Origin of the sequence: Bacillus sp. UNC437CL72CviS29, from assembly GCF_000482345.1 — a bacterium.
GTDB lineage: Bacteria > Bacillota > Bacilli > Bacillales > Bacillaceae_G > Bacillus_A > Bacillus_A arachidis.
Window position 1 is genome coordinate 25660 of the sequence record NZ_AXVB01000028.1, and the last position, 24542, is coordinate 50201.

Genomic DNA, 24542 nt, shown 5'->3' on the forward strand with positions numbered 1-24542 from the left:
TTAACAGTTGGTGATTTTTACATGAACAGGTAAATTCACCACTTTCATCATCAGTAGAAAGTGAGGCAGCATTAGAATGAAAGCAACTGGAATCGTACGTCGAATTGATGATTTAGGTAGGGTAGTAATTCCGAAAGAAATTCGTAGGACTCTTCGTATCCGAGAAGGGGACCCGTTAGAAATTTTTGTTGATCGCGATGGAGAAGTAATTTTGAAAAAATATTCTCCGATTAGTGAATTAGGTGATTTTGCAAAAGAATATGCTGATGCTTTATACGATAGCTTAGGACATAACGTACTCGTATGTGATCGCGATTCCATTATCGCTGTAGCTGGGGTATCAAAAAAAGAATACTTAAATAAAAGTGTCGGTGATTTAATCGAAAAAACGATGGAAGATCGAAAGTCTGTTGTTATGACAGATGAAAGTGAAATTTCGATTATTGATGGGGTAACTGAAAAGGTTAGCTCTTATACAGTTGGCCCAATTGTCGCAAATGGGGATCCAATTGGAGCTGTTATCATTTTTTCAAAAGAAGCGATTATAAGTGAAGTAGAGCATAAGGCGGTAAATACCGCTGCAAGCTTTTTAGCAAAACAAATGGAACAGTAATTTTTCTTAATTATAATGTTTGTTATAAAAAGGAATTTTTTTCGGAAAATAGGATTGTATTTCATTAAAAGGTAGCGTCTTGCTACCTTTTTTATTGTATAAATCTAAAAAGAAGCCTGTTTTTTTCTTTGTGATATAATACGAGGGATGAGAATAGGAAAAGGAGTTTTCTCGTATGGAAGCGAAGAAGTATCAAGCTTTTTGGCGCGGGGCTATTATATTAACGATTGCAAGTTTTATTACGAAAGTATTAAGCGCTTTTTACCGTATTCCATATCAAAATATAGCGGGTGATGTGGGTTTTTATATTTATCAACAAATTTACCCGTTTTATGGATTTTGTTTAATTTTAGCTACTTATGGTTTTCCCATCATCATTTCTAAGATGGTAGCAGGGCGTTTGGAACAAGGGAAGCAAGAAGAGGCAGAGGAGATTATTTGTGTTTCTTTTTGGTTTTTATTGGGAATTGGCTGTATAGGTTTCTTTACAGTGTTTTTTGGTGCTCACACAATTGCTTCAGTTATGGGTGATGTAAATTTAGATAAACTGCTAAGAGTTATTTCGTTTTCATTCTTGTTAATGCCTTTTTTATCTGTTGCAAAAGGATACTTTCAAGGATTTAACAATATGATGCCGACAGCTATATCACAAGTGATGGAGCAAACGATTCGTGTTTCAATTATTGTGTTTTTATCGCTGTTTCTCATGGCACATCAATTTGATTTATATACAGTTGGAGCAGGGGCGATGTTTGGATCGATTGCAGGTGGATGTATCGGCATAATCGTGCTTTTATTTTATATGCGACATAATTTCCGTTCAATTTTTTTGCGAGGATGGAAAAGGATACGAAATAAGAAAGAGATAATTCGAATCCTTTTTTGGCAAGGAATAGCTATTTGTGTTAGTAATTTAGTGTTAATTTTTATCCAAATGGCAGATTCAGTTTCATTTTATACTTTGCTTATTCAGGCAGGAGAACCAGGAGAAATTGCAAAAGTATTAAAGGGCGTTTACGACAGAAGTATTCCTCTTATGCAGCTTGGTACAGTTGTGACAACTTCGTTTTCACTTTCGCTTATTCCGATTATTACAGCGGCGAAAGAGCGAGGGGATAGACTGTTTATTCAACAAAAGGTGCAGTTAGCACTGAAGATAACTTTTGTAATTGGCGTTGCAGCTTCATTAGGGCTAGCGTGTATTATTAAACCGACAAATATTATGTTGTTTGAAAATAGTGAGGGATCAAGTGTATTAGCTATTTTAGCTGTTACTATTTTATTTAGTTCCTTATCCATTACAACAGCTTCTATCCTGCAAGGGCTTGGTCAAACTGTAAAGCCAGCGTTGTTTGTTGTATTTGGTGGGTGTCTAAAATTATTGTTCAATTATATATTAATGCCACAATTGGGTGTAACTGGAGCGGCTGTAGCAACGGTAATTTCACTTATGGTTATTGCCTTATTAAATAGTGCTTTGCTTATTCGAGTTATAGAAGAGCCGCTCATTCAGAAACAAAGCATATTGGGTATAACGGTCAGTGGATTAGGAATGGCTATTATATTAATGCTATTTATGTTTATTTATGAAGGATTTGGACTAGCAAGTGATGAAGGACATAGAGGCTTGGCTGTAGTAGAAGCATTACTAGGCGTAGTGATTGGCGGCTTGGTATATCTATTTTTAATTATGAAATTTAATGTTTTTACAAAAAAAGAATTAGGAACTGTTATGAAGCAAGAAAAGGTACAAGCTTCATTGAAGAAGAGTGGATAGAGGTGAATGGTTGTGAGTAGAGTAATCACGATTTTAGGATTAGGTGCTGGTGAGTTAGACCAGCTGACAATGGGTGTGTACAGAAAGATAAAAGAAGCAGATCATATGTATATTCGTACGAAGGAACACCCAGTTATTGAAGAATTAGAAAAAGAAGGTGTAAAATATACAGCTTTTGATGATGTATATGAGGCGCATGATACATTTGAGATTGTGTACGAAACAATTGCAGATACGTTAATAGAACAAGCGCAAAGTACGGATATTGTATATGCTGTACCAGGTCATCCACTTGTTGCGGAGCGAACTGTTCAATTGCTTTTACAAAAAGGGAAAGAAAAGCAGATTAAGGTGCAAATTGAAGGTGGACAAAGCTTTTTGGATCCGATGTTTGCTAGTTTGAAGATAGACCCAATTGAAGGGTTTCAGTTGATTGATGCAACTTCATTTGAACGAGGTCAATTAGAATTACGCCAACATTTAATTTTTTGCCAAGTATATGATGCGTTTGTTGCATCTGAGGTGAAATTAACACTAATGGAGATGTTGCCAGATGAGTATGACGTGTACATTGTAACAGCTGCAGGGACGTCGTTTGAGCAAGTGAAAAAAGTTCCGCTCTATATGTTAGATCATGAAGCAGAATTGAACAATTTAACAAGCGTATATGTGCCGCCTGTTAATGAGAGAGCTTCTTTATATCAACAATTTGATGTGCTCCGAGAAATCATTGCTGAGCTTCGTGGACCAAATGGTTGTCCATGGGATAAAAAACAAACGCATCAGTCTTTAAAGAAATATTTAATTGAAGAAGCATATGAAGTGCTAGAAGCAATTGATGAGGAAGATGATGATCACTTGGTTGAAGAGCTTGGTGATGTGTTATTACAAGTTATGCTTCATGCTCAAATTGGAGAAGATGAGGGTTGGTTCTCCGTTGATGATATTATCCGAACGCTATCTGAGAAAATGGTACGTCGTCACCCGCATGTATTTGGAAATATGGATGTGGAGAATGCGGAAGAAGTTGTTTCAAATTGGGAAGAAATTAAAAAACAAGAAAAGGGACATGTAAGGGAATCTATTTTAACAGGAATTCCTAAAAGTTTGCCACAATTAATGCGTGCGTATGAAATTCAGAAAAAAGCAGGAACAGTTGGTTTTGATTGGGATGATGTACAGCCAATGATGGAGAAAGTTTTTGAAGAATTGAAAGAGTTCGAGCAAGAAGTTGCAAAGCTGGATAAGGAAAAAATGTTAAGTGAATTTGGAGATTTATTATTTGCTTTTGTTAATATTGCTCGTTACTATAAACTGAATCCAGAAGAAGCATTGCATACAACAAATGAAAAATTTATAAGCCGATTTATATACATGGAAGCGAAAGTAGCTGAAATGAATAAGGAAATGCAGGAATTAACTTTAGAGCAAATGGACGCTTTATGGGAAGAAGCAAAACAGATAGAGAATCAATAAGGGGGGAAATGAGATGCGTTTAGATAAATTTTTGAAAGTGTCACGTTTAATTAAAAGAAGAACATTGGCAAAAGAAGTAGCCGACCAGGGAAGAATTATGATTAATGGGCAAGCTGCAAAGGCAAGTTCTGATGTAAAAGTAGATGACGAGCTAACAATTCGTTTTGGGCAAAAGGTAGTAACTGTAAAGGTAAATGAGTTAAAAGAAACAACGAAAAAAGAAGATGCAGCTAACATGTATACAGTAGTTCGTGAAGAGAAAGTGAAAGCAGAAGAAGGCTTGTTCTAAATTATTTCATCTCCTCATACATTATTTACTAGATAGTATAAAGCTATGGGGGGATTGACGTGAATAAGGGCTACTCAGCTTTGTCTTCTAATCAACAGAATGTTTCTGTAGAGCATGATATTATTATGCGTGGTAGACGTGTAATAGATATTACAGGCGTAAAACAAGTAGAGAGTTTTGATAGTGAAGAGTTTTTATTAGAAACTGTAATGGGGTTTTTAACAATTCGTGGTCAAAACTTACAAATGAAAAATTTAGATGTAGAAAAAGGCATTGTATCCATTAAAGGGAAAATTCATGAGATGTTGTACATTGATGAAAATCAAGGGGAGAAAGCTAAAGGATTCTTTAGTAAGTTGTTTAAATGAGTTTAACGATTCAACTGTATACAATGCTTTCTATGATTGGAATGGGTGCTTGGATTGGGGCGGCGTTAGATACATACCAACGTTTTTTAAAGCGACCACAGCGTAAGCGTTGGCTTGTATTTATATATGATATACTGTTTTGGATTGTCCAAGCACTGTTTGCCTTTTACGTATTGCTCATTGTAAATGAAGCTGAATTACGTATATATGTTTTTGTAGCTTTGCTTTGTGGCTTTGCTGCATATCAAAGCTTATTGAAAGCAGTGTACATGCGAGTATTGAATTTTCTCATTTATGTTTTTGTGCAAACGATACAATTTTTTATTCAAATTGTACAGCTACTTATGATAAAACCTGTTATTATTATAGCGCAGCTTATTATTGCTTTTATATTATTCTTATTTCGTATACTATTTTCAATCGGGCGTGTGTTGTGGAAATGTTCTGCATGGATATTACTTTTGGTATGGAAAGTTTTTTTCTGGCCTGTTCGATTTCTTACTTTGCTTATATGGAAACATCTCCCTAATCGTGTTAAACTTTTTATAAAGAGATATGTGGGAATACTGGAACATACAAAGAAATTGAAGAAGTATATCTGTCAAATCTGGGAGCGTATAAAAAAGAAGTTAGGGGGACCTCGGAAATGAGGGAACTGAAGCAAAGAATGATCGTAGAACAGAATCCAAATTCTGTAAAAGAACATATAATACAAACGAACGAAAACAGGAAGCGATTATATCGCCGATTAGCAGTTTTTTTTGTGTTTGCTTTTACAACTATTGCGAGTATTAGCGTAACGTTTTATCAACAAAATAGTTCCATTAAAGCAAAAGAAGTAAAGATTGAAGAGATGAAAAAAGAATTGGGTTCATTAACAAAGAAAGAAAAAAAATTACAAGATGATGTTCAAAAGTTGAATGACGAAGAGTATGTTTTAAAGATTGCTAGGAGGGATTATTTCTTCTCTGGAAAAGGAGAGATAATTTTTCCTGTTTCTAAGTAGAGTGTGTCTTATTGACACTATATTTTAGGATTATATATAATAAAGTAAAATTTGACTTTTTAATCACTAAGGAGGAGCATTTTTTTTATGTCAATCGAGGTAGGCAGCAAGTTACAAGGTAAAGTAACAGGTATTACAAATTTTGGGGCTTTTGTGGAGCTGCCAGAAGGCTTAACGGGTCTTGTTCATATTAGTGAAGTTGCTGATAATTATGTGAAGGATATTAATGATCACTTAAAAGTAGGCGATGAAGTAGAAGTAAAAGTTATTAATGTTGAAAAAGATGGGAAAATCGGTCTATCTATCAAAAAAGCGAAAGAACGTGTAAGACCAGAAGGAGATCGTCCACGCGGTGAATACCAACGTGGTGGTGATCAACAACGTTCTGGACGTCCGCAACGCAATCGTTCTTTTAACAGAGATAACCGTGGTGGCCGTGATAACGGTGGGAATCAAAAAGAAACATTCGAGCAAAAGATGGCACGCTTTTTAAAAGACAGTGAAGATCGTTTAACTTCTTTAAAGCGTAATACAGAATCTAAACGTGGTGGCCGTGGCGCTCGTCGCGGATAAAACGAACGTTTTATTTTTCACATATAGAGAGGTGCCCAGGGTAATTTACTCGGGGTGCTTTTTTATGTAAATGAGTGTATTAAAAAAAAGAATAAAAAACTTTTTGAAACGTGTTGACTTTAAAACGTATTTGATATAAGATACTAATTGTCCGTTAAATAAGACGACATGGCGGTGTAGCTCAGCTGGCTAGAGCGTACGGTTCATACCCGTGAGGTCGGGGGTTCGATCCCCTCCGCCGCTATATTTATTTTAACGGCCCGTTGGTCAAGTGGTTAAGACACCGCCCTTTCACGGCGGTAACACGGGTTCGAATCCCGTACGGGTCATCTAAAAAAGATCATGCATATACGCATGATCTTTTTTTGTTAAAAAATTGTAAAGAAGTACAAAGCTTCTACAAAAACACCTTTTATTTTTTGAATTTTCACTCCTTTATAAGTGTTTGGCCTTAACAACTTGTATATATATAGGTTTATTTTGAATAAAAAGTCGAACGATTATGTAGGTGAGAACTGTTGTTTTGACAAAAACCCCAATAATTATCTTTTATAATGACAGTAATTAAACTATGCAGGTGGTGTTAAAAATATGCCAAAAGCAGGAAGGAACACTGTAAACACAAGTACACTGGCTATGAATGATGGGCAACTCAGATCAATCACATGGACAAGCAAGTTGAAAGTGAAATTAGAGCAAGTTTTCTTTAGATGGGGATTTGTTATTGCTGTAATCGGTTTTCTTTTAGGACGAGCATATATATTAACGAACATTTTGCCGTTTGCACTACCATTTTTTGCTGCTGTTTATGTAATGAAACGTGATAAGATGCCGCTCGCATTTCTTGCCCTTATGGGTGGTGCGCTTTCCGTTTCAATAGATAATTTGTTTTTTGCCTTTGCATCTATTTTTACTTTCTTCATTTATAATATCTTCTTTAGTCGGTTTACACGTAAAATTGTTGGACTTGTACCATTTCAAGTATTTATCTCCGCATTAACCGCACATCTCGCTGTTGTTTACTTCGCGCAGCAAACTGTCACGACATATGATTTACTCGTAAGTACCATTGAAGCAGGACTTAGTTTTGTTTTAACAATGATTTTTTTACAAAGTGTGCCATTGCTAACAGAAAGAAAAGGGAAACAGCAAGCATTGGAAACAGAAGAAATTGTTTGTTTAATTATATTACTTGCATCTGTATTAACAGGTACAACAGATTGGTTTATTTACGACGCCTCAGTTCAACATATTTTTACTAGATATTTAGTACTATTATTCGCTTTTGTTGCAGGTGCAGCTACTGGTTCAACAGTAGGGGTTGTTACGGGATTGATATTGAGTTTAGCAAATGTAGCTAGTTTGTCTCAACTTAGCTTATTAGCCTTTTCGGGGTTACTTGGTGGATTATTAAAAGAAGGAAAGCGTCTTGGAGTTAGCTTAGGGTTGTTAATTGGTACAAGTTTAATTACATTATACGTCGATAAACAAACGAATATTATAACAACTTTAATAGAATCTGGAGTAGCGATAGGGTTCTTTCTATTAACGCCAAAGGTAATTATTGATCGGTTTGCTAAATTTATGCCAGGAACACAAGAGCATTCTCATGATCAACAACAATATTTAAGAAGAATGCGTGATGTTACGGCGAATAAAATTAATCAGTTTGCAAATGTATTCTCTGCATTATCTAATAGTTTTTCAATATATGGATATGTGGAAGAAGAGGACAAGGAGACGGAGGCTGATTTATTTTTAAGTACAATTACAGCAAAGACATGCCAATCGTGTTTTAAAAAGGATCAATGCTGGGTAGTGAATTTCGATAAGACATATGATTATATGAAACAAATTATGGCTGAAACAGAAGAAGGAACGCTTCAACATAACCGTAAGTTGGTTCGTGAGTGGGAAAAACACTGTGTAAGAGGAAAAAAAGTAACAGATTTAATGGCAGGGGAATTAGGTCATTTCTATGAGGGTCAAAAGTTACGAAAACAAATGAAAGAGAATCGTAGAATTGTGGCAGAACAATTATTAGGTGTCTCGAAAGTAATGGAAGATTTTGCGAAAGAAATTCAGCGTGAACGAGAAAATCATCAAGTGCAGGAAGAGCGGATTTTACAAGCATTTCGTGATTTTGGTGTTGAGGTAGAACATGTTGATATTTATTGTTTAGATAGAGGAAATATTGATATTGAAATGATGATTCCTGCGGCATCTAATCAACATGGTGAATGTGAAAAATTAGTTGCTCCGATGCTTTCGGATATTTTAAAAGAAAATATTGTGGTTAAACATGAGGAGCCTTCTGCTTATCCAAATGGTCATAGTATGATATCTTTTGGGTCAGCAAAAACATTTTCTCTTGATACAGGGCTTGCTACAGCAGCAAAAGGAGGAGGATTTGTATCAGGGGATTCGTATGCGATGATGGATTTAAGTGTTGGAAAGTATGCTCTTGCTATTAGTGATGGAATGGGAAATGGACAAAGGGCACATATGGAAAGTAAAGAAACGGTCAAATTGTTACAAAAAATACTGCAATCCGGTATTGATGAAGAAATTGCCATTAAGTCTATTAATTCAATTCTTTCATTGAGAACGACAGAGGAAATGTTTACGACGCTCGACTTAGCTATGGTAGATTTACGTGACGCGAGCGCTAAGTTCTTAAAAATTGGTTCAACACCAAGCTTTGTAAAACGTGGAAATACCGTTTTTAAAATAGAAGCAAGCAATTTGCCAATGGGAATTATTGAGGATGTTGAGGTAGATGTTGTTGGTGAACAATTAAAAACAGAAGATATTCTAGTTATGATGAGCGATGGGATTTTTGAAGGAGCACAGCATGTGGAAAACCATGAATTGTGGATGAAACGTAAAATTAAAGAACTGCAAACAGATGATCCGCAAGAAATTGCTGATATTATTATGGAAGAGGTTATTCGTTCTGGTGATGGTTATATTAATGACGATATGACAATTGTCGTTGCGAAGGTAAAGAAGAATATGCCAAAGTGGGCTACGATTCCACTTGTGGGGAAACAAGCGCAATAGGGGAGTGTAAGTTTTCAAAATTTGGTTCTGAGGTCTAGGGTAATACCTAGGCCTTTTTTTATAGGAGGAATTAGTTTCATTTGTCCTGTGAAGATAGGAGATGGATGTAAGATAAAAATGTGAATTTTGTACATCTTTTTTTTGCACAAAGTTTGTAAAAGTTGTACCATTATAAGCAAGGTAAGATATTGTTTTTTTGTTTAATGAAAGGTGATTGCAAAGTTGAAAGATACATTTGTTGAAAAGGTAGATGAGTTTGCAAAACGGCATGATGTATTAAAAGAACATTCGACAATTGTTGTAGGAGTCTCTGGAGGCCCTGATTCTTTAGCTCTTTTATATTATCTATTAGAGAAACGGGAAGAGAAAGAATTGAAAATTGTAGTTGCGCATGTAGATCATATGTTTAGAGGAGATGAATCCTACAAAGACTTACAATTTGTGGAGAAACTTTGTCAGAAGATCGGGGTTATTTGCGAAACGATAAGAATTAATGTGTCGCAATATCAACAGCAATATGGAATGAATGCACAGGTGGCTGCTAGAGAATGCCGATATGCATTTTTGGAAAGAATAATGAGGAAATATGGTGCATTGTATGTAGCCCTTGGACATCATGGAGATGACCAAGTGGAGACGATTTTAATGCGCCTCGTCCGAGGGAGTACTCCAAAGGGATATGCGGGAATTGCTGTGAAGCGTCCTTTCCACAATGGGTATTTAATTAGACCGTTATTAGCGGTAACAAAGGAAGAAATCAATGCTTATTGTAATAGGCTAGGGATTACACCTCGCATGGATCCGAGTAACGAAAAGGAAGTATATACAAGGAATCGATTGCGTAAGCATGTTCTACCTTATTTAAAAGAGGAAAATTCGCATGTGCATGAGAAATTTCAAAATTTTAGTATGCTTATGCAAGAGGATGAGGCGTATTTGCAGGAATTAGCTTTTGAAAAGATGAATAAAGTAATTACAAAGAAAAGTAATAAACACATCGTCTTATCAATTCCTGCCTTTGAATCCATGCCTATGCCTTTACAAAGAAGAGGGATTCAACTAATATTAAACTATCTTTATGAATACAAGATTCCGTCTTCGCTTTCTTCTATACATATTGACAAAGTTATTGCATTTTTTAAGCGAACGCAACCTTCAGGCTCACTTGACTTTCCTAGTGACCTAAAAATTGTTCGTACATATGAAGAATGTAGTTTCCGGTTTAAACAAGAAATTGTTTTTCCTTTTTCACAAGTTTTATCAGTACCTGGTGCCGTTACATTAGCAAACGGGGATGAGCTTGTAGCAGAAGTAAATGAGGAAATACCAAGCAACATGAATGAAACGGTATTTGTTGCTAAGTATAATGATATATCATATCCTCTTCATATCCGCTCTAGAGAAAATGGAGATCGCATGTCAATACAAGGTATGAGTGGCACAAAAAAGATAAAAGCTATTTTTATCGAGGCAAAAGTACCAAAAGAAAAAAGAGAAGAGTGGCCGATTGTTTGTGATGCAAGAGGGAATATTATTTGGGTTCCATTGTTAAAACGATCTGCATTTGCCATTTCACATGGAACAACAGATAAGGATAAATATATGATTATTCACTACAAAAGCAAGGAGTCTTCCAGGAGGATAATGAAATGATGAATCAAGATATCGAAAAAGTATTAATTTCCGAAGAACAAATACAAGAAAAGGTGCACGAGCTAGGTGCAATTATTGCAGAGGATTATAAACATACAGTACCTCTTGCAATTGGTGTATTAAAGGGTGCAATGCCATTTATGGCAGACTTATTAAAAAGAACAGATACATATCTTGAAATGGATTTTATGGCTGTTTCTAGCTACGGTCATTCTACAGTTTCAACAGGTGAAGTGAAAATTTTAAAGGACCTTGATACTTCTGTAGAAGGTCGCGATATTTTAATCGTTGAAGATATTATTGATAGCGGTCTTACATTAAGCTACTTAGTGGACCTATTCAAATATCGTAAGGCGAAATCTGTAAAGATTGTTACGCTATTAGATAAGCCAACAGGTCGCAAAGTAGACCTAAAAGCAGATTACGTTGGATTTACTGTTCCTCATGAATTTGTAGTAGGATATGGCTTAGATTATAAGGAGCAATATCGTAATCTTCCTTATGTTGGAGTATTAAAACCAAGTGTTTACTCAAATTAATTAACTACAGGCGTTATCATTGGATAGGAAAGTTTTTCTATGTTACGATTTACTATAGTGTTTATGCCGTGAGAGGAGGTTAGGAATGAATCGTATCTTCCGTAATACCATCTTTTATTTACTGATATTCTTAGTAGTAATTGGAATCGTGAGCTATTTTAATGGTTCAACACAAAAAACGACATCAGTTAGCTACGATAAATTCATTACTAAACTTGAAAAGGGTGAAGTGCGTAATGTGCAACTTCAACCAAAGAATGGTGTATTTGAGGTAAAAGGACAATTTAGCAATGCTAGTAAGGAAGAGCAATTTGTTACTTATGCGCCAAATACTGAAGAATTACAAAAGAAAATTAATGACAAAGCACAAGGTGCTGAAGTAAAGTATCAACCAGCTGAAGAAACAAGTGCTTGGGTGACATTCTTTACTTCTATTATCCCGTTTGTAATTATCTTCATTTTATTCTTCTTCTTACTAAACCAAGCTCAGGGCGGTGGTAGCCGTGTTATGAACTTCGGAAAGAGTAAGGCGAAGTTATACAATGATGAAAAGAAAAAAGTACGCTTCAGAGATGTAGCTGGAGCAGACGAAGAGAAACAGGAGCTTGTTGAGGTAGTAGAATTCTTAAAAGATCCTCGTAAGTTTGCTGAGGTTGGTGCCCGTATTCCTAAGGGTGTTCTATTAGTTGGACCTCCAGGGACAGGTAAAACATTACTTGCGCGTGCTGTTGCAGGTGAGGCTGGCGTTCCTTTCTTCTCTATCAGTGGTTCTGATTTCGTAGAGATGTTCGTCGGTGTCGGTGCTTCCCGTGTACGTGATTTATTTGAAAATGCGAAGAAAAATGCTCCTTGTATCATTTTTATCGATGAAATTGATGCGGTAGGTCGTCAACGTGGAGCGGGTCTTGGCGGTGGTCACGATGAGCGTGAACAAACGTTAAACCAACTTCTTGTTGAAATGGATGGATTCGGTGCAAACGAAGGTATTATTATCATCGCTGCAACAAACCGTCCTGATATTCTTGATCCAGCATTATTACGTCCAGGACGTTTTGATCGTCAAATTACAGTTGATCGTCCAGATGTAAATGGACGTGAAGCAGTACTGAAGGTACATGCTCGTAATAAGCCGCTTGATGAGGATATCAACCTAAGAGCGATTGCAACTCGTACACCAGGATTCTCTGGTGCAGATCTTGAAAACTTATTAAATGAAGCTGCGTTAGTAGCTGCGCGTCAAGATAAAAAGAAAATTGACATGTCTGATATCGATGAGGCGACGGATCGCGTGATTGCAGGTCCTGCTAAGAAAAGTCGTGTTATTTCTGAAAAAGAACGCAACATTGTCGCATTCCATGAAGCAGGTCACACTGTAATTGGTGTTGTACTTGATGAAGCGGATATCGTTCATAAAGTAACAATTGTCCCTCGTGGTCAAGCTGGTGGATATGCAGTAATGCTTCCGAAAGAAGATCGTTACTTCATGACAAAGCCAGAATTACTTGATAAAATCACTGGTTTACTCGGTGGCCGAGTGGCTGAGGAGATTGTATTTGGTGAAGTAAGTACAGGAGCTCACAACGACTTCCAACGTGCGACTGGCATTGCGAGACGTATGGTAACGGAATTTGGTATGAGTGATAAGCTTGGACCGATGCAGTTTGGTAGCTCACAAGGTGGTCAAGTGTTCTTAGGAAGAGATTTCCATTCAGAACAAAACTACAGTGATGCAATTGCACATGAAATTGACATGGAAATGCAAAGTATTATGAAAGAATGTTACGCTCGTGCAAAACAAATTCTTACTGAAAAACGTGATAAGCTAGATATTATTGCAAAAACACTACTTGAAGTGGAAACGTTAGATGCAGAGCAAATTAATCATTTATATGATTATGGAGTTTTACCTGAGCGTAAGAAGTCATCTGAAGATGTGAAAGTAAATATCACAATGAAAAAAGATGATGAGAACGTAGAAGATAAATAAAAAATGAAGGAGTGACAATAGTCACTCCTTTTTTCTATGCTGAGGAATTTATGTAATTGTATATAAATTTGAAGCTTCTTTGCATTAAAAATTGAAATGATAAACGATCTTTTTGTAAAATGATGAAGATGGAAAAACTGATTATATGGGTATGTATGATATGATGGCATTATAAGTTTTGTACATACTGCACAAATATAGATTAAATAAGATAAGTGGTGAGAATATGATTTTTGTATTGGATGTAGGGAATACAAATGCGGTACTTGGTGTATTTGAAGATGGGGAACTTCGCCAACATTGGCGTATGGAGACGGACCGTCATAAAACGGAAGATGAATATGGTATGTTAGTGAAACAGTTACTTGAACATGAGGGCCTTTCTTTCCAAGATGTGAAAGGAATTATTGTATCTTCGGTTGTACCACCAATTATGTTCGCCTTAGAGCGTATGTGTGAGAAGTATTTCAAAATTAAACCGCTTGTAGTGGGGCCAGGAATAAAAACAGGTTTAAATATTAAATATGAAAATCCACGTGAAGTTGGAGCGGATCGTATTGTAAATGCTGTAGCTGGCATCCAGTTATATGGAAGTCCTCTGATTATTGTCGATTTTGGAACGGCTACTACATATTGTTATATTAACGAGAATAAGCATTATATGGGTGGTGTAATTACACCGGGCATTATGATTTCAGCAGAGGCTTTATACAGTCGGGCAGCAAAACTTCCTCGTATTGAAATTACAAAACCAAGTAGTGTTGTTGGGAAAAATACGATAAGTGCAATGCAATCAGGGATTCTTTATGGATATGTTGGACAAGTGGAAGGTATTGTGAAGCGTATGAAAGAAGAAGCTAAACAAGAACCGAAAGTTATTGCAACTGGTGGATTAGCAAAATTAATTGCGGAAGAATCTAATGTAATTGATATTGTAGATCCGTTTTTAACATTGAAGGGCTTGTATATGTTATATGAACGTAATGCAAATTTACAACATGAGAAGGGTGAATAAATAAGGATGAAAGATTATTTAGTAAAAGCGTTAGCGTTTGATGGAGAGGTTCGTGCATACGGTGTACGTACAACAAATACAGTAAGTGAGGCACAAAGACGTCATGATACATGGCGGACTGCTTCTGCCGCGCTTGGGCGTTCGTTAACAGCTGGTACAATGATGGGAGCTATGTTAAAAGGTGACCAGAAGCTGACGATTAAAGTAGAAGGGAATGGTCCGCTCGGTCCGATTTTAGTGGATGCTCATGCAAATGGAGATGTACGTGGGTATGTAACGAATCCACATGTTGATTTCGAATCGACGGAGCAAGGTAAGTTACGTGTATATCAAGCTGTGGGTACAGAGGGTTCTTTAACGGTTATTAAAGATATCGGTATGCGTGAACCATTTATCGGACAATCTCCAATTGTTTCAGGTGAATTAGGAGAAGACTTCACATATTATTTCGCTGTTTCTGAGCAAACGCCTTCTTCTGTTGGTGTTGGAGTTCTTGTAAATGGGGATGATAGCATCTTAGCGGCTGGCGGATTTATTTTGCAGATTATGCCAGGTGCGCAAGAGGAGACAATTTCATTTATTGAGGAACGCCTACAAAAAATTCCGCCTGTGTCAAAGTTAATTGAACAAGGTCTTTCACCAGAAGAATTATTATATGAAGTATTAGGGAAAGACAAAGTGAAAGTATTAGAAACAATGGATGTTCAATTTAATTGTACATGTTCTCGTGAGCGTATTGAGAGTGTATTGATTAGTCTGGGTAAGAAAGAATTAGAACAAGTTCGTGAAGAAGAGGATGAGACAGAGGTGCATTGTCATTTCTGTAATGAACGATATAAATTTTCTAAAGAAGATATTACAAACTTAATTGAAAGCTTGTAATAAAATTGTTCATGGGGAATCAATCCTTCGAATGGATTGACAAATAGGGAATTTTCTGACAAAATTAAAAAATAGACAAAACCAATAAAAATACTCGGTGTTAGGAGTGACAGGAATGCGAGTGGCACAATCAGTTTCAGAATTAATCGGGAAAACGCCGATCGTTAAGTTGAACCGCATCGTAGAACAAGACAGTGCAGACATTTACTTAAAATTAGAATTTATGAATCCTGGAAGTAGCGTAAAAGATCGTATTGCACTATCCATGATCGAAGTTGCTGAGAAAAAAGGTTTATTAAAAGAAGGCGATACAATCATTGAGCCGACTAGCGGTAACACAGGAATTGGTTTAGCGATGGTGGCAGCTGCAAAAGGTTATAAGGCGATTTTAGTAATGCCAGAAACAATGAGTATCGAACGTCGTAACTTATTACGCGCTTATGGAGCAGAATTAGTATTAACTCCAGGTCCAGAAGGAATGGGTGGTGCAATTCGTAAGGCAACTGAATTGGCAAAAGATCATGGTTACTTTATACCACAACAATTCCAAAACCAGGCGAATCCAGAAATTCATCGTTTGACGACAGGTCCAGAAATTGTTGAGCAGATGGGCAATCAATTAGATGCATTTATTGCTGGTATCGGTACTGGTGGTACAATTACAGGTGCTGGTGAAGTGTTAAAGGAAACATATAAAGACATTAAAATTTATGCAGTAGAACCTGCGGATTCTCCAGTGTTATCTGGCGGAAAACCAGGTCCACATAAAATTCAAGGTATTGGGGCTGGATTTGTTCCTGAAACATTGGATGTAGAAGTATATGATGAAATTATTCAAGTGAAGACAGAACAGGCATTTGAATATGCAAGAAGGGTAGCTCGTGAAGAAGGTATTTTAGTTGGTATTTCTTCAGGTGCTGTCATTTATGCTGCGACAGAAGTTGCGAAAAAACTTGGTAAAGGGAAAAAGGTTCTTGTAATTATTCCAAGTAATGGTGAGCGTTATTTAAGCACTCCACTTTATCAATTTGAATCATAATCAGTGCGGTCAGAAGAAAGCATTCCTTAACAGGGATGCTTTTTCTTTTTTCGTTTGAAAATAGGAAAAGAGTGAATGACTAGAAAACTTCATGTAAAATAAGTAGTAGTAAAGTTAAATTATTTTCACTAGCTCTCAAGGATAATTATTTCCTATTAACTATCTGTAATTTGAGATGATTCGTCTAAGGGAGTGGGATAAAAGAAGACGGGGTGTTGATATGCAACGAAGAAAATCTTTAGCGCTTTCTATTCCATATCAGTTAGATTTTTTTAAGCAGTATAAGTTTCTTTCTCAGAATAAGAACCAACATATCTTACTAGAAAGTGGTCGCGGTGGTCGTTATACTATTGCAGGGCTTGATCCTGTAGCGGTAATTCGGGGGAAGAATGAAACGTTACATATAAGTGAAAGTGGTAAGGAAACAATACAAAGAGGGAATCCATTAGATTTGATGCAACATTATATGGAACAATGGAAAACGGATCATAATCCAAAGTATCCTCCGTTTCAAGGTGGTGCAATTGGATATTTTAGTTATGATTGTATCCGTTATATTGAGAAGCTTCCACCTCTTGCTAAGGATGATGTGGATATACCTGACGTATTCTTTTTATTATTCAATGATGTGTTTGTGTATGATCAAAAGGAAAAAGTGCTATGGATTATTACACATTATATAGATGAACGTGAAGAAGCGGAAAATCGTTTAAATGAATGGAAGAATCTTTGGTTGAAGGAAGCTCCTGAAGTTAAAGTACCATTTGAATGTCCTGAAAATAGAAATGAAGCAGTAGCTTTTACAGAAGAAGGATTTATGGAAGCTGTTCAGCGTATTCAAGAGTACATTGGAGCTGGGGATGTATTTCAAGTAAATCTGTCGACAAGGCAAGAGAAAACATTGCAAACACATCCGCTCGAAATTTATACGAGTCTTCGTGAAATTAATCCATCACCATATATGGGGTATTTAGAACTTGGAGATTTTCAAATTGTTAGTGGCTCACCTGAATTATTAATTAAAAAGCAAGGGACTGAAGTGAGTACTCGTCCGATTGCTGGCACGCGTTCTCGAGGGAAGGATGAGCAAGAAGACGAGAGTTTGGCGAAAGAGTTAATTGAAAATGAAAAAGAACGAGCGGAACACGTGATGCTTGTAGATTTAGAGCGAAATGATTTAGGGCGAGTTTGTAAGTACGGGACTGTTGAAGTAGATGAATTTATGGTAATTGAAAAATATTCGCATGTTATGCATATAGTTTCTAATGTTCGTGGAGAGGTCCGGGAAGATAAGGATGCTTTTGATTTAGTAAGAGCTGTGTTTCCGGGTGGAACGATTACGGGAGCACCTAAAATACGTACAATGGAAATTATAGAAGAATTAGAACCGGTTCGCCGTGGGATTTATACAGGTTCAATTGGTTGGATTGGTTATTCAGGGGATATGGAGTTAAATATTGTGATTCGGACGCTTCTTGCAAAGGATGGACAAGCGTATGTGCAGGCCGGGGCAGGAATTGTAATTGATTCAAATCCGAAAAATGAGTATAAAGAGTCGTTAAAAAAAGCAATCGCTCTATGGCGTGCAAAAGAATGCAGCGAAGAAACGGTTAGGTGAGAGAAATGATATTGATGATTGATAATTATGATTCTTTTACATTTAATTTAGTACAGTTTCTTGGAGAACTTGGACAGGAACTGGTAGTTAAGCGTAATGATGAAGTTACAATTTCAGATATTGAACAAATGAAACCAGACTTTTTAATGATTTCTCCAGGGCCTTGTAGTCCTAATGAAGCTGGTGTAAGTATGGATGTTATTAAGCATTTTGCAGGGAGGATTGCGATTTTTGGAGTGTGTCTTGGTCATCAATCGATTGCACAGGTATTTGGAGGAGATGTTGTTCGTGCGGAACGTTTAATGCATGGGAAAACCTCTCCGATGTATCATGATGGGAAAACAATTTTTTCGGAAATTCCAAATCCATTTACGGCAACTCGTTATCATTCTCTTATTGTTAAAAAGGAAACATTGCCAGAATGTTTAGAAGTAACATCTTGGACAGAAGAGGGAGAGATTATGGGGCTTCGTCATAAAACATTGCCAATCGAAGGAGTGCAATTCCACCCGGAGTCTATTATGACTTCCCATGGGAAAGAGTTACTGCAGAACTTTATCCGCAGTTATAGTCCGAGTGTATCATCATGTTAATTTATGTAAATGGTACATATGTGGAAGCGAGTGAAGCAAAAATCTCCCCATATGATCATGGATATTTATATGGACTAGGTGTTTTTGAAACGTTTCGTATTTATGACGGGCATCCATTTTTATTAGACGATCACTATGAACGTTTAATGGATGCTCTTTCTACGCTCCAAATCAAGTGGACGATGACAAAAGAAGATGTGTGTCGCATTTTACAAGAATTACTTGTAAGAAATGGGCTAAATCATGCGTATATTCGCTTTAATGTATCGGCTGGTATAGATGAAATAGGTTTGCAAACAGAGGTTTATGAAGAGCCTTCTGTTATTGTATTTATAAAGCCTTTGGCAGCTCCAGGTGTAGTAGTGGAAAAGGAAGGCGTTATTTTGAAACAAACACGAAATACACCGGAAGGAGCGTTTCGTTTAAAGTCTCATCATTATTTAAATAACATTTTAGGAAAACGTGAAATTGGAAATGTTGTAAGTAAAGAGGGGATTTTCTTAACTGAAGCCGGTCATATAGCGGAAGGGATTGTTTCGAATCTCTTTTTTGTGAAGGGAAGTGTTTTATATACGCCTTCGCTTGAAACAGGAATTTTAAATGGGATTACTCGCGCTTTTATTATACAGATTGCTGAAATGTTGAATATACAAGTGGAGGAAGGTTTCTTTACGAAAGATGAGTTACTTTCCGCTGATGAGGTGTTTGTAACAAATTCTGTTCAAGAAATCGTGCCATTTCGCCATATTGAAGAGAGAGATTTCCCGGGTAAAGAAGGCGAGGTTACAAAGCAACTGATGCGTGTGTATGAAATGCATAGAGGAAAGCTTTGGAGCCGAAATGAATTGCGGAGAGGAGATGTGTAGTGTGAAGTGGAGTTATGATTTACACTGCGGCGAATATACGCTGAATTTAAATAAAAAGACATTAATCATGGGGATTTTAAATGTTACACCAGATTCATTCTCAGATGGTGGAAACTACGATGAGGTAAACGCAGCTGTAAGTCACGCGAGAGAAATGGTGGCCGGCGGTGCTGATATTATTGATATTGGTGGGGAATCAACTCGTCCTGGCTTCGCGAAAGTTTCAGTGGAAGAAGAGTTAAGACGCGTGATTCCGATGATTCGAGCGATTTCGAAAGAAGTGAAAGTGCCTATTTCTATTGATACGTATAAAGCTGAAGTAGCTAAGCAAGCAATTGAAGCGGGTGCCCATGTTATTAATGATATATGGGGAGCGAAGGCTGAACCGAAAATTGCGGAAGTGGCAGCACGTTATAATGTACCGATTATCTTAATGCATAATCGTGATAACACAAACTATCGTAATTTAATGGCTGATATGATTGCGGATTTATATGAGAGTGTTAAAATTGCAAAAGATGCGGGTGTACCTGATGAAAATATTATTTTAGATCCAGGTATCGGTTTTGCGAAGACGGTAGAACAAAATTTAGAAGTGATGCGTAATTTAGAAAAGCTAAATGTATTAGGGTATCCAGTTCTTCTTGCGACTTCCAGAAAATCATTTATTGGTCATGTTTTAGACTTGCCGGTAGAGGAACGTGTAGAAGGAACTGGGGCGTCGGTATGTCTTGGTATTGAAAAAGGTTGTGAAATGATTCGTGTTCATGATGTGAAAGAAATGGCGCGTATGGCGAAGATGATGGATGCGATGATTGGTAAGGGGGGAAAGTGATTGGATAAAATTTATATCCATGACATGGAGTTTTATGGCTATCATGGTATATTTCCAGAAGAGAATAAACTGGGACAAAGATTTAAAGTCGATTTAACTGTGGAGCTGGATTTAAAACAAGCGGGTGAAAGTGATAACTTAGAGCATTCGGTAAACTATGGGGAGCTCTTTGAACTTTGCAAGCAAGTAGTTGAGGATCAAACGTACAAACTTGTAGAAAGTATAGCGGAAAATATAGCGGCGAATATATTGACTCGATACGTAAGTATTTTACGGTGTACAGTAAAGGTTGTTAAACCAGACCCGCCAATCCCAGGGCATTACCGTGCTGTGGCGGTAGAAATTACGAGAGAACGATTATGAAAAATGATGTATACGTTTCGTTAGGATCAAATATTGGTGATCGCTATGCTTATTTATTGGAAGCGATTGAGTTATTAAATAAAAATCCTTATATTCAAGTGAAAGATGTTTCTTCTGTATATGAAACAGATCCAGTTGGATATACAGATCAAAATCGTTTTTTAAATCTAGTTATAAAAATTTCTACCAATTTACTACCGCAAGAGTTGTTGAAAATAACGCAAAAGGTTGAGATTGATTTAGGAAGGAAAAGGGAAATTAGATGGGGCCCAAGAACCATTGACCTTGACATTTTGCTCTATAATCAAGAAAATATTGAAGCAGAGAATCTTATTGTTCCGCATCCGCGGATGTTCGAAAGAGCTTTTGTTATCGTTCCGTTGTTAGAGATTAATCGAGATATAAAACGAGATATTTCACGTTCACAAGTAGATGAAATGAAAAGGCGAGAGGGAGTAACGGTATGGAAGCAGAAAAATGGGGAAGACGCATTCGTGCTTTTCGGAAATTAAAAGGTTATACGCAAGAAGGTTTTGCAAGGGAATTAGGGGTATCTGTATCCGTTTTAGGAGAAGTCGAGAGAGGGAATAGAACCCCTTCTCAAGATTTTGTAGTAGAAGTTGCGAAGACATTAAATATTTCAATAGATGAATTAATGCCAAAGTGAGGACAAAGGAAGGAGATAGTCGAGTGTTAAAGATTGCAAACATCGAGATGAAGAATCCAGTTGTATTAGCACCGATGGCGGGGGTATGTAACTCCGCATTCCGTCTAACTGTAAAAGAATTTGGTGCGGGTTTAGTATGTGCTGAAATGGTAAGTGATAAAGCGATTTTATTTAATAACCAAAGAACATTAGATATGTTATATATTGATGAGAGAGAGAAGCCACTAAGTTTACAAATTTTTGGTGGTGAGAAAGAAACGCTTGTTGGTGCTGCGAAATATGTAGATAAAAACACAACGGCTGATATTATCGATATCAATATGGGTTGCCCAGTTCCGAAAATTACAAAGTGTGATGCTGGTGCAAAATGGTTATTAGATCCAAATAAGGTGTATGAAATGGTAGCGGCAGTTGTAGATGCTGTTGAAAAGCCGGTTACAGTTAAAATGCGTATTGGTTGGGACGAAGACCATATTTTCGCAATTGAAAATGCTAGAGCTGTTGAACGTGCAGGTGGCCAAGCAGTGGCGGTTCACGGACGTACACGTGTTCAAATGTATGAAGGAAAAGCGGATTGGGATATTATTAAACAAGTAAAACAATCTGTAAATATTCCGGTTATCGGAAATGGTGACGTGGAAACACCTCAAGATGCAAAACGCATGCTTGATGAAGTTGGTGTCGATGGTGTTATGATAGGTCGAGCGGCCCTTGGTAATCCTTGGATGATTTATCGTACGGTAAATTATTTAGAAACAGGAAAGTTATTACCAGAACCAACGGTGCGTGAGAAGATAGATGTATGTATGCTCCACTTAGATCGTCTTATTGATTTAAAGAACGAAGATATTGCAGTAAGAGAAATGAGAAAGCACGCAGCTTGGTATTTAAAAGGTGTTCGTGGTAATGCAGGAGTGCGTAATGCAATTAATACGTGCAATACGCGTGAGGACCTTGCTTCCTTGCTAGGGGCATTTGTAGAAGAAGTAGAAGCAAAACAAGAAACAATTCACGTTGGTTAAAAAAAGGGGAGAGAACGTTTGACATTCCTGCCCTCACTACCTATAATTACGTGAAAGAAAGAAGAACTGCCAGTATACTACTGGCAGTTTTTCTAGTTGAGTAGAAAATGATATACTGTATATATTGTAAAATTTAATAGAGCTGGAGTGATATCAATACCATGGATAACATGAACCACGAAGAATTAAATGACCAATTGCTTGTTCGTCGTGAGAAGTTACATAATTTACGCGAACAAGGGATCGATCCGTTTGGTAAACGTTTTGAACGTACGAATTCAACCAAAGAATTATTAAACTTGTATGGGGAGCTCTCTAAAGAAGAATTAGAAGAGAAAGAAATCTCAGTTTCTATTGCTGGTCGTATTATGACGAAGCGCGGTAAAGGGAAAGCAGGTTTTGCACATCTTCAAGATTTACACGGACAAGTTCAAATTTATGTGCGTAAAGATGCTGTTGGAGATGAGCAATATGAATTATTTAAGACAGCTGACTTAGGTGATTTAGTAGGAATCGAAGGGAGAGTTTTCAAAACAAACGTAGGAGAACTTTCAGTAAAGGCAACAGGCTTTACGTTACTAACGAAAGCACTTCGTCCATTGCCAGATAAATACCATGGATTGAAAGATGTTGAACAACGCTATCGCCAACGTTACTTAGATTTAATTACAAGTATGGAGAGCCGCGAAACATTTGTTACTCGTAGTAAAATCATTCGTGAAATGAGAAGGTATCTAGATGATAATGGTTACCTTGAAGTAGAAACACCGATGATGCATGCGATTGCCGGTGGGGCATCTGCTCGTCCGTTCATCACACACCATAATGCATTAGATATGGAACTATATATGCGTATTGCAATTGAATTGCACTTAAAGCGTCTTATTGTAGGTGGTTTAGAGAAAGTATACGAAATCGGCCGTGTATTCCGTAATGAAGGTGTATCAACGCGTCATAATCCTGAATTTACAATGATTGAATTATATGAAGCGTACGCTGATTATAAAGATATTATGAAACTAACAGAAAATATGATTGCTCATATTGCGAAACAAGTACTAGGTACAACAACAATTCAATATGGGGAATATGAAATTAATTTAGAGCCAGAATGGACACGCCTTCATATGGTAGATGCGATTAAGCAATACTCTGGAGCGGACTTCTGGAACCCGATGAGTGTAGAAGAAGCGCGTGCACTGGCGAAAGAACACGGTGTAGAAATTAAAGACACAATGGAAGTTGGTCATATTATTAATGAATTCTTTGAACAGAAAGTAGAAGAAAAATTAATCCAACCTACATTTATCTATGGTCATCCAGTGGAAATTTCTCCTCTTGCGAAAAAGAATGATGAAGACCCACGCTTTACAGATCGTTTCGAGTTATTTATTGTTGCGCGTGAGCATGCAAATGCATTTACAGAATTAAATGATCCAATCGATCAAAAAGAGCGTTTTGAAGCACAATTAAAAGAGCGTGAGCAAGGTAATGATGAAGCACATATGATGGATGATGATTATATTGAAGCACTTGAGTACGGTATGCCTCCTACAGGTGGACTTGGAATTGGTATTGACCGTCTTGTTATGCTATTAACAAATGCACCATCTATTCGTGATGTGCTGTTATTCCCAGCGATGCGTCACAAGCAAGACTAATCTAAGCTTTGGAGATTTCTCCAAAGCTTTTCTTTATGTTATTTTCTAGTATAGTGAAGTTTAGATGGTTTATTTCCTATATAGAAGAAAGGGGTCTTTATATAGGGATTTAGTGCTAGTTTTATACTTTCTTATTCCGTTAAAAAATTTTATTAAAAAACTATTGCATTTTAATAAATGAACTGGTATATTTATATTCGTTGTCACGAAAGACAACAAAGAAAACAAACAAAAAACAACTTTTCAAATAAAAAAGTTGTTGACGAAAATATAACAAAATGTTATATTGATAAAGTCGCTTCGGCGGCAAGAGAGTTCTTTGAAAACTGAACGAAACAAACAACGTGAAACGTCAATTTTTATTTTAGATGCTAGACAAACTAACTTTATTGGAGAGTTTGATCCTGGCTCAGGATGAACGCTGGCGGCGTGCCTAATACATGCAAGTCGAGCGAACTAATTAAGAGCTTGCTCTTATGAAGTTAGCGGCGGACGGGTGAGTAACACGTGGGTAACCTGCCCATAAGACTGGGATAACTCCGGGAAACCGGGGCTAATACCGGATAACATTTTGCGCTGCATGGTGCGAAATTGAAAGGCGGCTTCGGCTGTCACTTATGGATGGACCCGCGTCGCA

The 24542-nt window shown here is 37.0% G+C and carries 24 protein-coding genes, 2 tRNA genes and 1 rRNA gene; all 27 read left to right on the forward strand.

What is annotated here, in order from left to right:
• The first annotated feature begins 76 nt into the window (after positions 1-76).
• On the forward strand, positions 77-613 hold the full coding sequence (spoVT, locus tag M014_RS0118930) for a stage V sporulation protein T (RefSeq protein ID WP_026593117.1): 537 nt from the start codon (positions 77-79) through the stop codon (positions 611-613).
• A gap of 175 nt (positions 614-788) precedes the next feature.
• Positions 789-2390, forward strand: coding sequence for a putative polysaccharide biosynthesis protein (locus M014_RS0118935; protein WP_026593118.1), 1602 nt, complete (start codon positions 789-791; stop codon positions 2388-2390).
• Positions 2391-2402: 12 nt separating this feature from the next.
• Positions 2403-3866 (forward strand): nucleoside triphosphate pyrophosphohydrolase, encoded by a 1464-nt coding sequence (gene mazG / locus M014_RS0118940; protein ID WP_026593119.1) that lies wholly within the window; start codon positions 2403-2405, stop codon positions 3864-3866.
• A gap of 13 nt (positions 3867-3879) precedes the next feature.
• Positions 3880-4155: an RNA-binding S4 domain-containing protein gene (locus tag M014_RS0118945; protein WP_026593120.1), complete on the forward strand. Its 276-nt coding sequence runs from the start codon at positions 3880-3882 to the stop codon at positions 4153-4155.
• Positions 4156-4214: 59 nt separating this feature from the next.
• Complete coding sequence (gene yabP / locus M014_RS0118950) at positions 4215-4523, forward strand: sporulation protein YabP (RefSeq protein WP_026593121.1); 309 nt, start codon at positions 4215-4217, stop codon at positions 4521-4523.
• A complete protein-coding gene (gene yabQ / locus M014_RS0118955) occupies positions 4520-5173 on the forward strand; it encodes a spore cortex biosynthesis protein YabQ (RefSeq protein ID WP_026593122.1) in 654 nt (217 codons plus the stop codon). The genes yabP and yabQ overlap by 4 nt, the downstream gene beginning before the upstream one ends.
• Positions 5170-5529, forward strand: coding sequence for a cell division protein DivIC (gene divIC, locus M014_RS0118960; RefSeq protein WP_026593123.1), 360 nt, complete (start codon positions 5170-5172; stop codon positions 5527-5529). The genes yabQ and divIC overlap by 4 nt, the downstream gene beginning before the upstream one ends.
• A gap of 87 nt (positions 5530-5616) precedes the next feature.
• Entirely contained in the window at positions 5617-6102 is a 486-nt protein-coding gene (locus M014_RS0118965; RefSeq protein ID WP_026593124.1) for a S1 domain-containing RNA-binding protein, read from the forward strand.
• 170 nt (positions 6103-6272) lie between these two features.
• A tRNA-Met gene (locus tag M014_RS0118970) sits at positions 6273-6346 on the forward strand.
• Between the two features lie 13 nt (positions 6347-6359).
• Positions 6360-6431: transfer RNA gene (locus M014_RS0118975), tRNA-Glu, on the forward strand.
• Positions 6432-6693: 262 nt separating this feature from the next.
• A complete protein-coding gene (gene spoIIE, locus M014_RS0118980; protein ID WP_026593125.1) occupies positions 6694-9165 on the forward strand; it encodes a stage II sporulation protein E in 2472 nt (823 codons plus the stop codon).
• A 222-nt stretch (positions 9166-9387) separates the two neighbouring features.
• Positions 9388-10818 (forward strand): tRNA lysidine(34) synthetase TilS, encoded by a 1431-nt coding sequence (gene tilS, locus M014_RS0118985; protein ID WP_026593126.1) that lies wholly within the window; start codon positions 9388-9390, stop codon positions 10816-10818.
• On the forward strand, positions 10815-11357 hold the full coding sequence (gene hpt / locus M014_RS0118990; protein ID WP_026593127.1) for a hypoxanthine phosphoribosyltransferase: 543 nt from the start codon (positions 10815-10817) through the stop codon (positions 11355-11357). The genes tilS and hpt overlap by 4 nt, the downstream gene beginning before the upstream one ends.
• An 85-nt stretch (positions 11358-11442) precedes the next feature.
• Positions 11443-13344, forward strand: a complete 1902-nt coding sequence (gene ftsH / locus M014_RS0118995) for an ATP-dependent zinc metalloprotease FtsH (RefSeq protein WP_026593128.1) — start codon at positions 11443-11445, stop codon at positions 13342-13344.
• A gap of 226 nt (positions 13345-13570) precedes the next feature.
• The gene (locus M014_RS0119000) at positions 13571-14359 is read left to right on the forward strand and encodes a type III pantothenate kinase (protein ID WP_026593129.1); all 789 of its coding nucleotides are present in this window, start codon (positions 13571-13573) and stop codon (positions 14357-14359) included.
• A gap of 6 nt (positions 14360-14365) precedes the next feature.
• The gene (gene hslO / locus M014_RS0119005; protein WP_026593130.1) at positions 14366-15241 is read left to right on the forward strand and encodes a redox-regulated molecular chaperone HslO; all 876 of its coding nucleotides are present in this window, start codon (positions 14366-14368) and stop codon (positions 15239-15241) included.
• 115 nt (positions 15242-15356) lie between these two features.
• Positions 15357-16280 carry a cysteine synthase A gene (cysK, locus tag M014_RS0119010; RefSeq protein WP_026593131.1) on the forward strand — a complete coding sequence of 308 codons (924 nt, stop codon included), beginning with the start codon at positions 15357-15359 and terminating at the stop codon, positions 16278-16280.
• A 220-nt stretch (positions 16281-16500) separates the two neighbouring features.
• Positions 16501-17898, forward strand: coding sequence for an anthranilate synthase component I (gene trpE, locus M014_RS0119015; RefSeq protein WP_026593132.1), 1398 nt, complete (start codon positions 16501-16503; stop codon positions 17896-17898).
• Between the two features lie 5 nt (positions 17899-17903).
• A complete protein-coding gene (pabA, locus tag M014_RS0119020; protein ID WP_026593133.1) occupies positions 17904-18491 on the forward strand; it encodes an aminodeoxychorismate/anthranilate synthase component II in 588 nt (195 codons plus the stop codon).
• The gene (gene pabC, locus M014_RS0119025) at positions 18485-19357 is read left to right on the forward strand and encodes an aminodeoxychorismate lyase (RefSeq protein ID WP_026593134.1); all 873 of its coding nucleotides are present in this window, start codon (positions 18485-18487) and stop codon (positions 19355-19357) included. The genes pabA and pabC overlap by 7 nt, the downstream gene beginning before the upstream one ends.
• A complete protein-coding gene (folP, locus tag M014_RS0119030; RefSeq protein ID WP_081811090.1) occupies positions 19332-20192 on the forward strand; it encodes a dihydropteroate synthase in 861 nt (286 codons plus the stop codon). The genes pabC and folP overlap by 26 nt, the downstream gene beginning before the upstream one ends.
• Complete coding sequence (folB, locus tag M014_RS0119035; protein ID WP_026593136.1) at positions 20193-20555, forward strand: dihydroneopterin aldolase; 363 nt, start codon at positions 20193-20195, stop codon at positions 20553-20555. It begins immediately after the preceding gene.
• Positions 20552-21067, forward strand: coding sequence for a 2-amino-4-hydroxy-6-hydroxymethyldihydropteridine diphosphokinase (gene folK, locus M014_RS0119040; protein ID WP_026593137.1), 516 nt, complete (start codon positions 20552-20554; stop codon positions 21065-21067). The genes folB and folK overlap by 4 nt, the downstream gene beginning before the upstream one ends.
• A complete protein-coding gene (locus M014_RS0119045; RefSeq protein WP_026593138.1) occupies positions 21019-21222 on the forward strand; it encodes a helix-turn-helix domain-containing protein in 204 nt (67 codons plus the stop codon). Before folK ends, M014_RS0119045 begins: the two co-directional genes overlap by 49 nt.
• 23 nt (positions 21223-21245) lie before the next feature.
• Positions 21246-22244 carry a tRNA dihydrouridine synthase DusB gene (dusB, locus tag M014_RS0119050; protein WP_026593139.1) on the forward strand — a complete coding sequence of 333 codons (999 nt, stop codon included), beginning with the start codon at positions 21246-21248 and terminating at the stop codon, positions 22242-22244.
• Between the two features lie 161 nt (positions 22245-22405).
• On the forward strand, positions 22406-23905 hold the full coding sequence (gene lysS / locus M014_RS0119055) for a lysine--tRNA ligase (RefSeq protein ID WP_026593140.1): 1500 nt from the start codon (positions 22406-22408) through the stop codon (positions 23903-23905).
• Positions 23906-24291: 386 nt separating this feature from the next.
• Positions 24292-24542, forward strand: a 16S ribosomal RNA gene (locus M014_RS0119060); the annotation flags it as partial.

Bases quoted from the DNA above. Each gene is read 5' to 3' on its own strand.
- spoVT (WP_026593117.1), top strand. From the start codon at position 77: ATGAAAGCAACTGGAATCGTACGTCGAATTGATGATTTAGGTAGGGTA.
- M014_RS0118935 (WP_026593118.1), top strand. From the start codon at position 789: ATGGAAGCGAAGAAGTATCAAGCTTTTTGGCGCGGGGCTATTATATTA.
- M014_RS0118945 (WP_026593120.1), top strand. From the start codon at position 3,880: ATGCGTTTAGATAAATTTTTGAAAGTGTCACGTTTAATTAAAAGAAGA.
- yabQ (WP_026593122.1), top strand. From the start codon at position 4,520: ATGAGTTTAACGATTCAACTGTATACAATGCTTTCTATGATTGGAATG.
- divIC (WP_026593123.1), top strand. From the start codon at position 5,170: ATGAGGGAACTGAAGCAAAGAATGATCGTAGAACAGAATCCAAATTCT.
- M014_RS0118965 (WP_026593124.1), top strand. From the start codon at position 5,617: ATGTCAATCGAGGTAGGCAGCAAGTTACAAGGTAAAGTAACAGGTATT.
- spoIIE (WP_026593125.1), top strand. From the start codon at position 6,694: ATGCCAAAAGCAGGAAGGAACACTGTAAACACAAGTACACTGGCTATG.
- hpt (WP_026593127.1), top strand. From the start codon at position 10,815: ATGATGAATCAAGATATCGAAAAAGTATTAATTTCCGAAGAACAAATA.
- ftsH (WP_026593128.1), top strand. From the start codon at position 11,443: ATGAATCGTATCTTCCGTAATACCATCTTTTATTTACTGATATTCTTA.
- M014_RS0119000 (WP_026593129.1), top strand. From the start codon at position 13,571: ATGATTTTTGTATTGGATGTAGGGAATACAAATGCGGTACTTGGTGTA.
- hslO (WP_026593130.1), top strand. From the start codon at position 14,366: ATGAAAGATTATTTAGTAAAAGCGTTAGCGTTTGATGGAGAGGTTCGT.
- cysK (WP_026593131.1), top strand. From the start codon at position 15,357: ATGCGAGTGGCACAATCAGTTTCAGAATTAATCGGGAAAACGCCGATC.
- trpE (WP_026593132.1), top strand. From the start codon at position 16,501: ATGCAACGAAGAAAATCTTTAGCGCTTTCTATTCCATATCAGTTAGAT.
- pabA (WP_026593133.1), top strand. From the start codon at position 17,904: ATGATATTGATGATTGATAATTATGATTCTTTTACATTTAATTTAGTA.
- pabC (WP_026593134.1), top strand. From the start codon at position 18,485: ATGTTAATTTATGTAAATGGTACATATGTGGAAGCGAGTGAAGCAAAA.
- folP (WP_081811090.1), top strand. From the start codon at position 19,332: ATGAATTGCGGAGAGGAGATGTGTAGTGTGAAGTGGAGTTATGATTTA.
- folK (WP_026593137.1), top strand. From the start codon at position 20,552: ATGAAAAATGATGTATACGTTTCGTTAGGATCAAATATTGGTGATCGC.
- M014_RS0119045 (WP_026593138.1), top strand. From the start codon at position 21,019: ATGGAAGCAGAAAAATGGGGAAGACGCATTCGTGCTTTTCGGAAATTA.
- lysS (WP_026593140.1), top strand. From the start codon at position 22,406: ATGGATAACATGAACCACGAAGAATTAAATGACCAATTGCTTGTTCGT.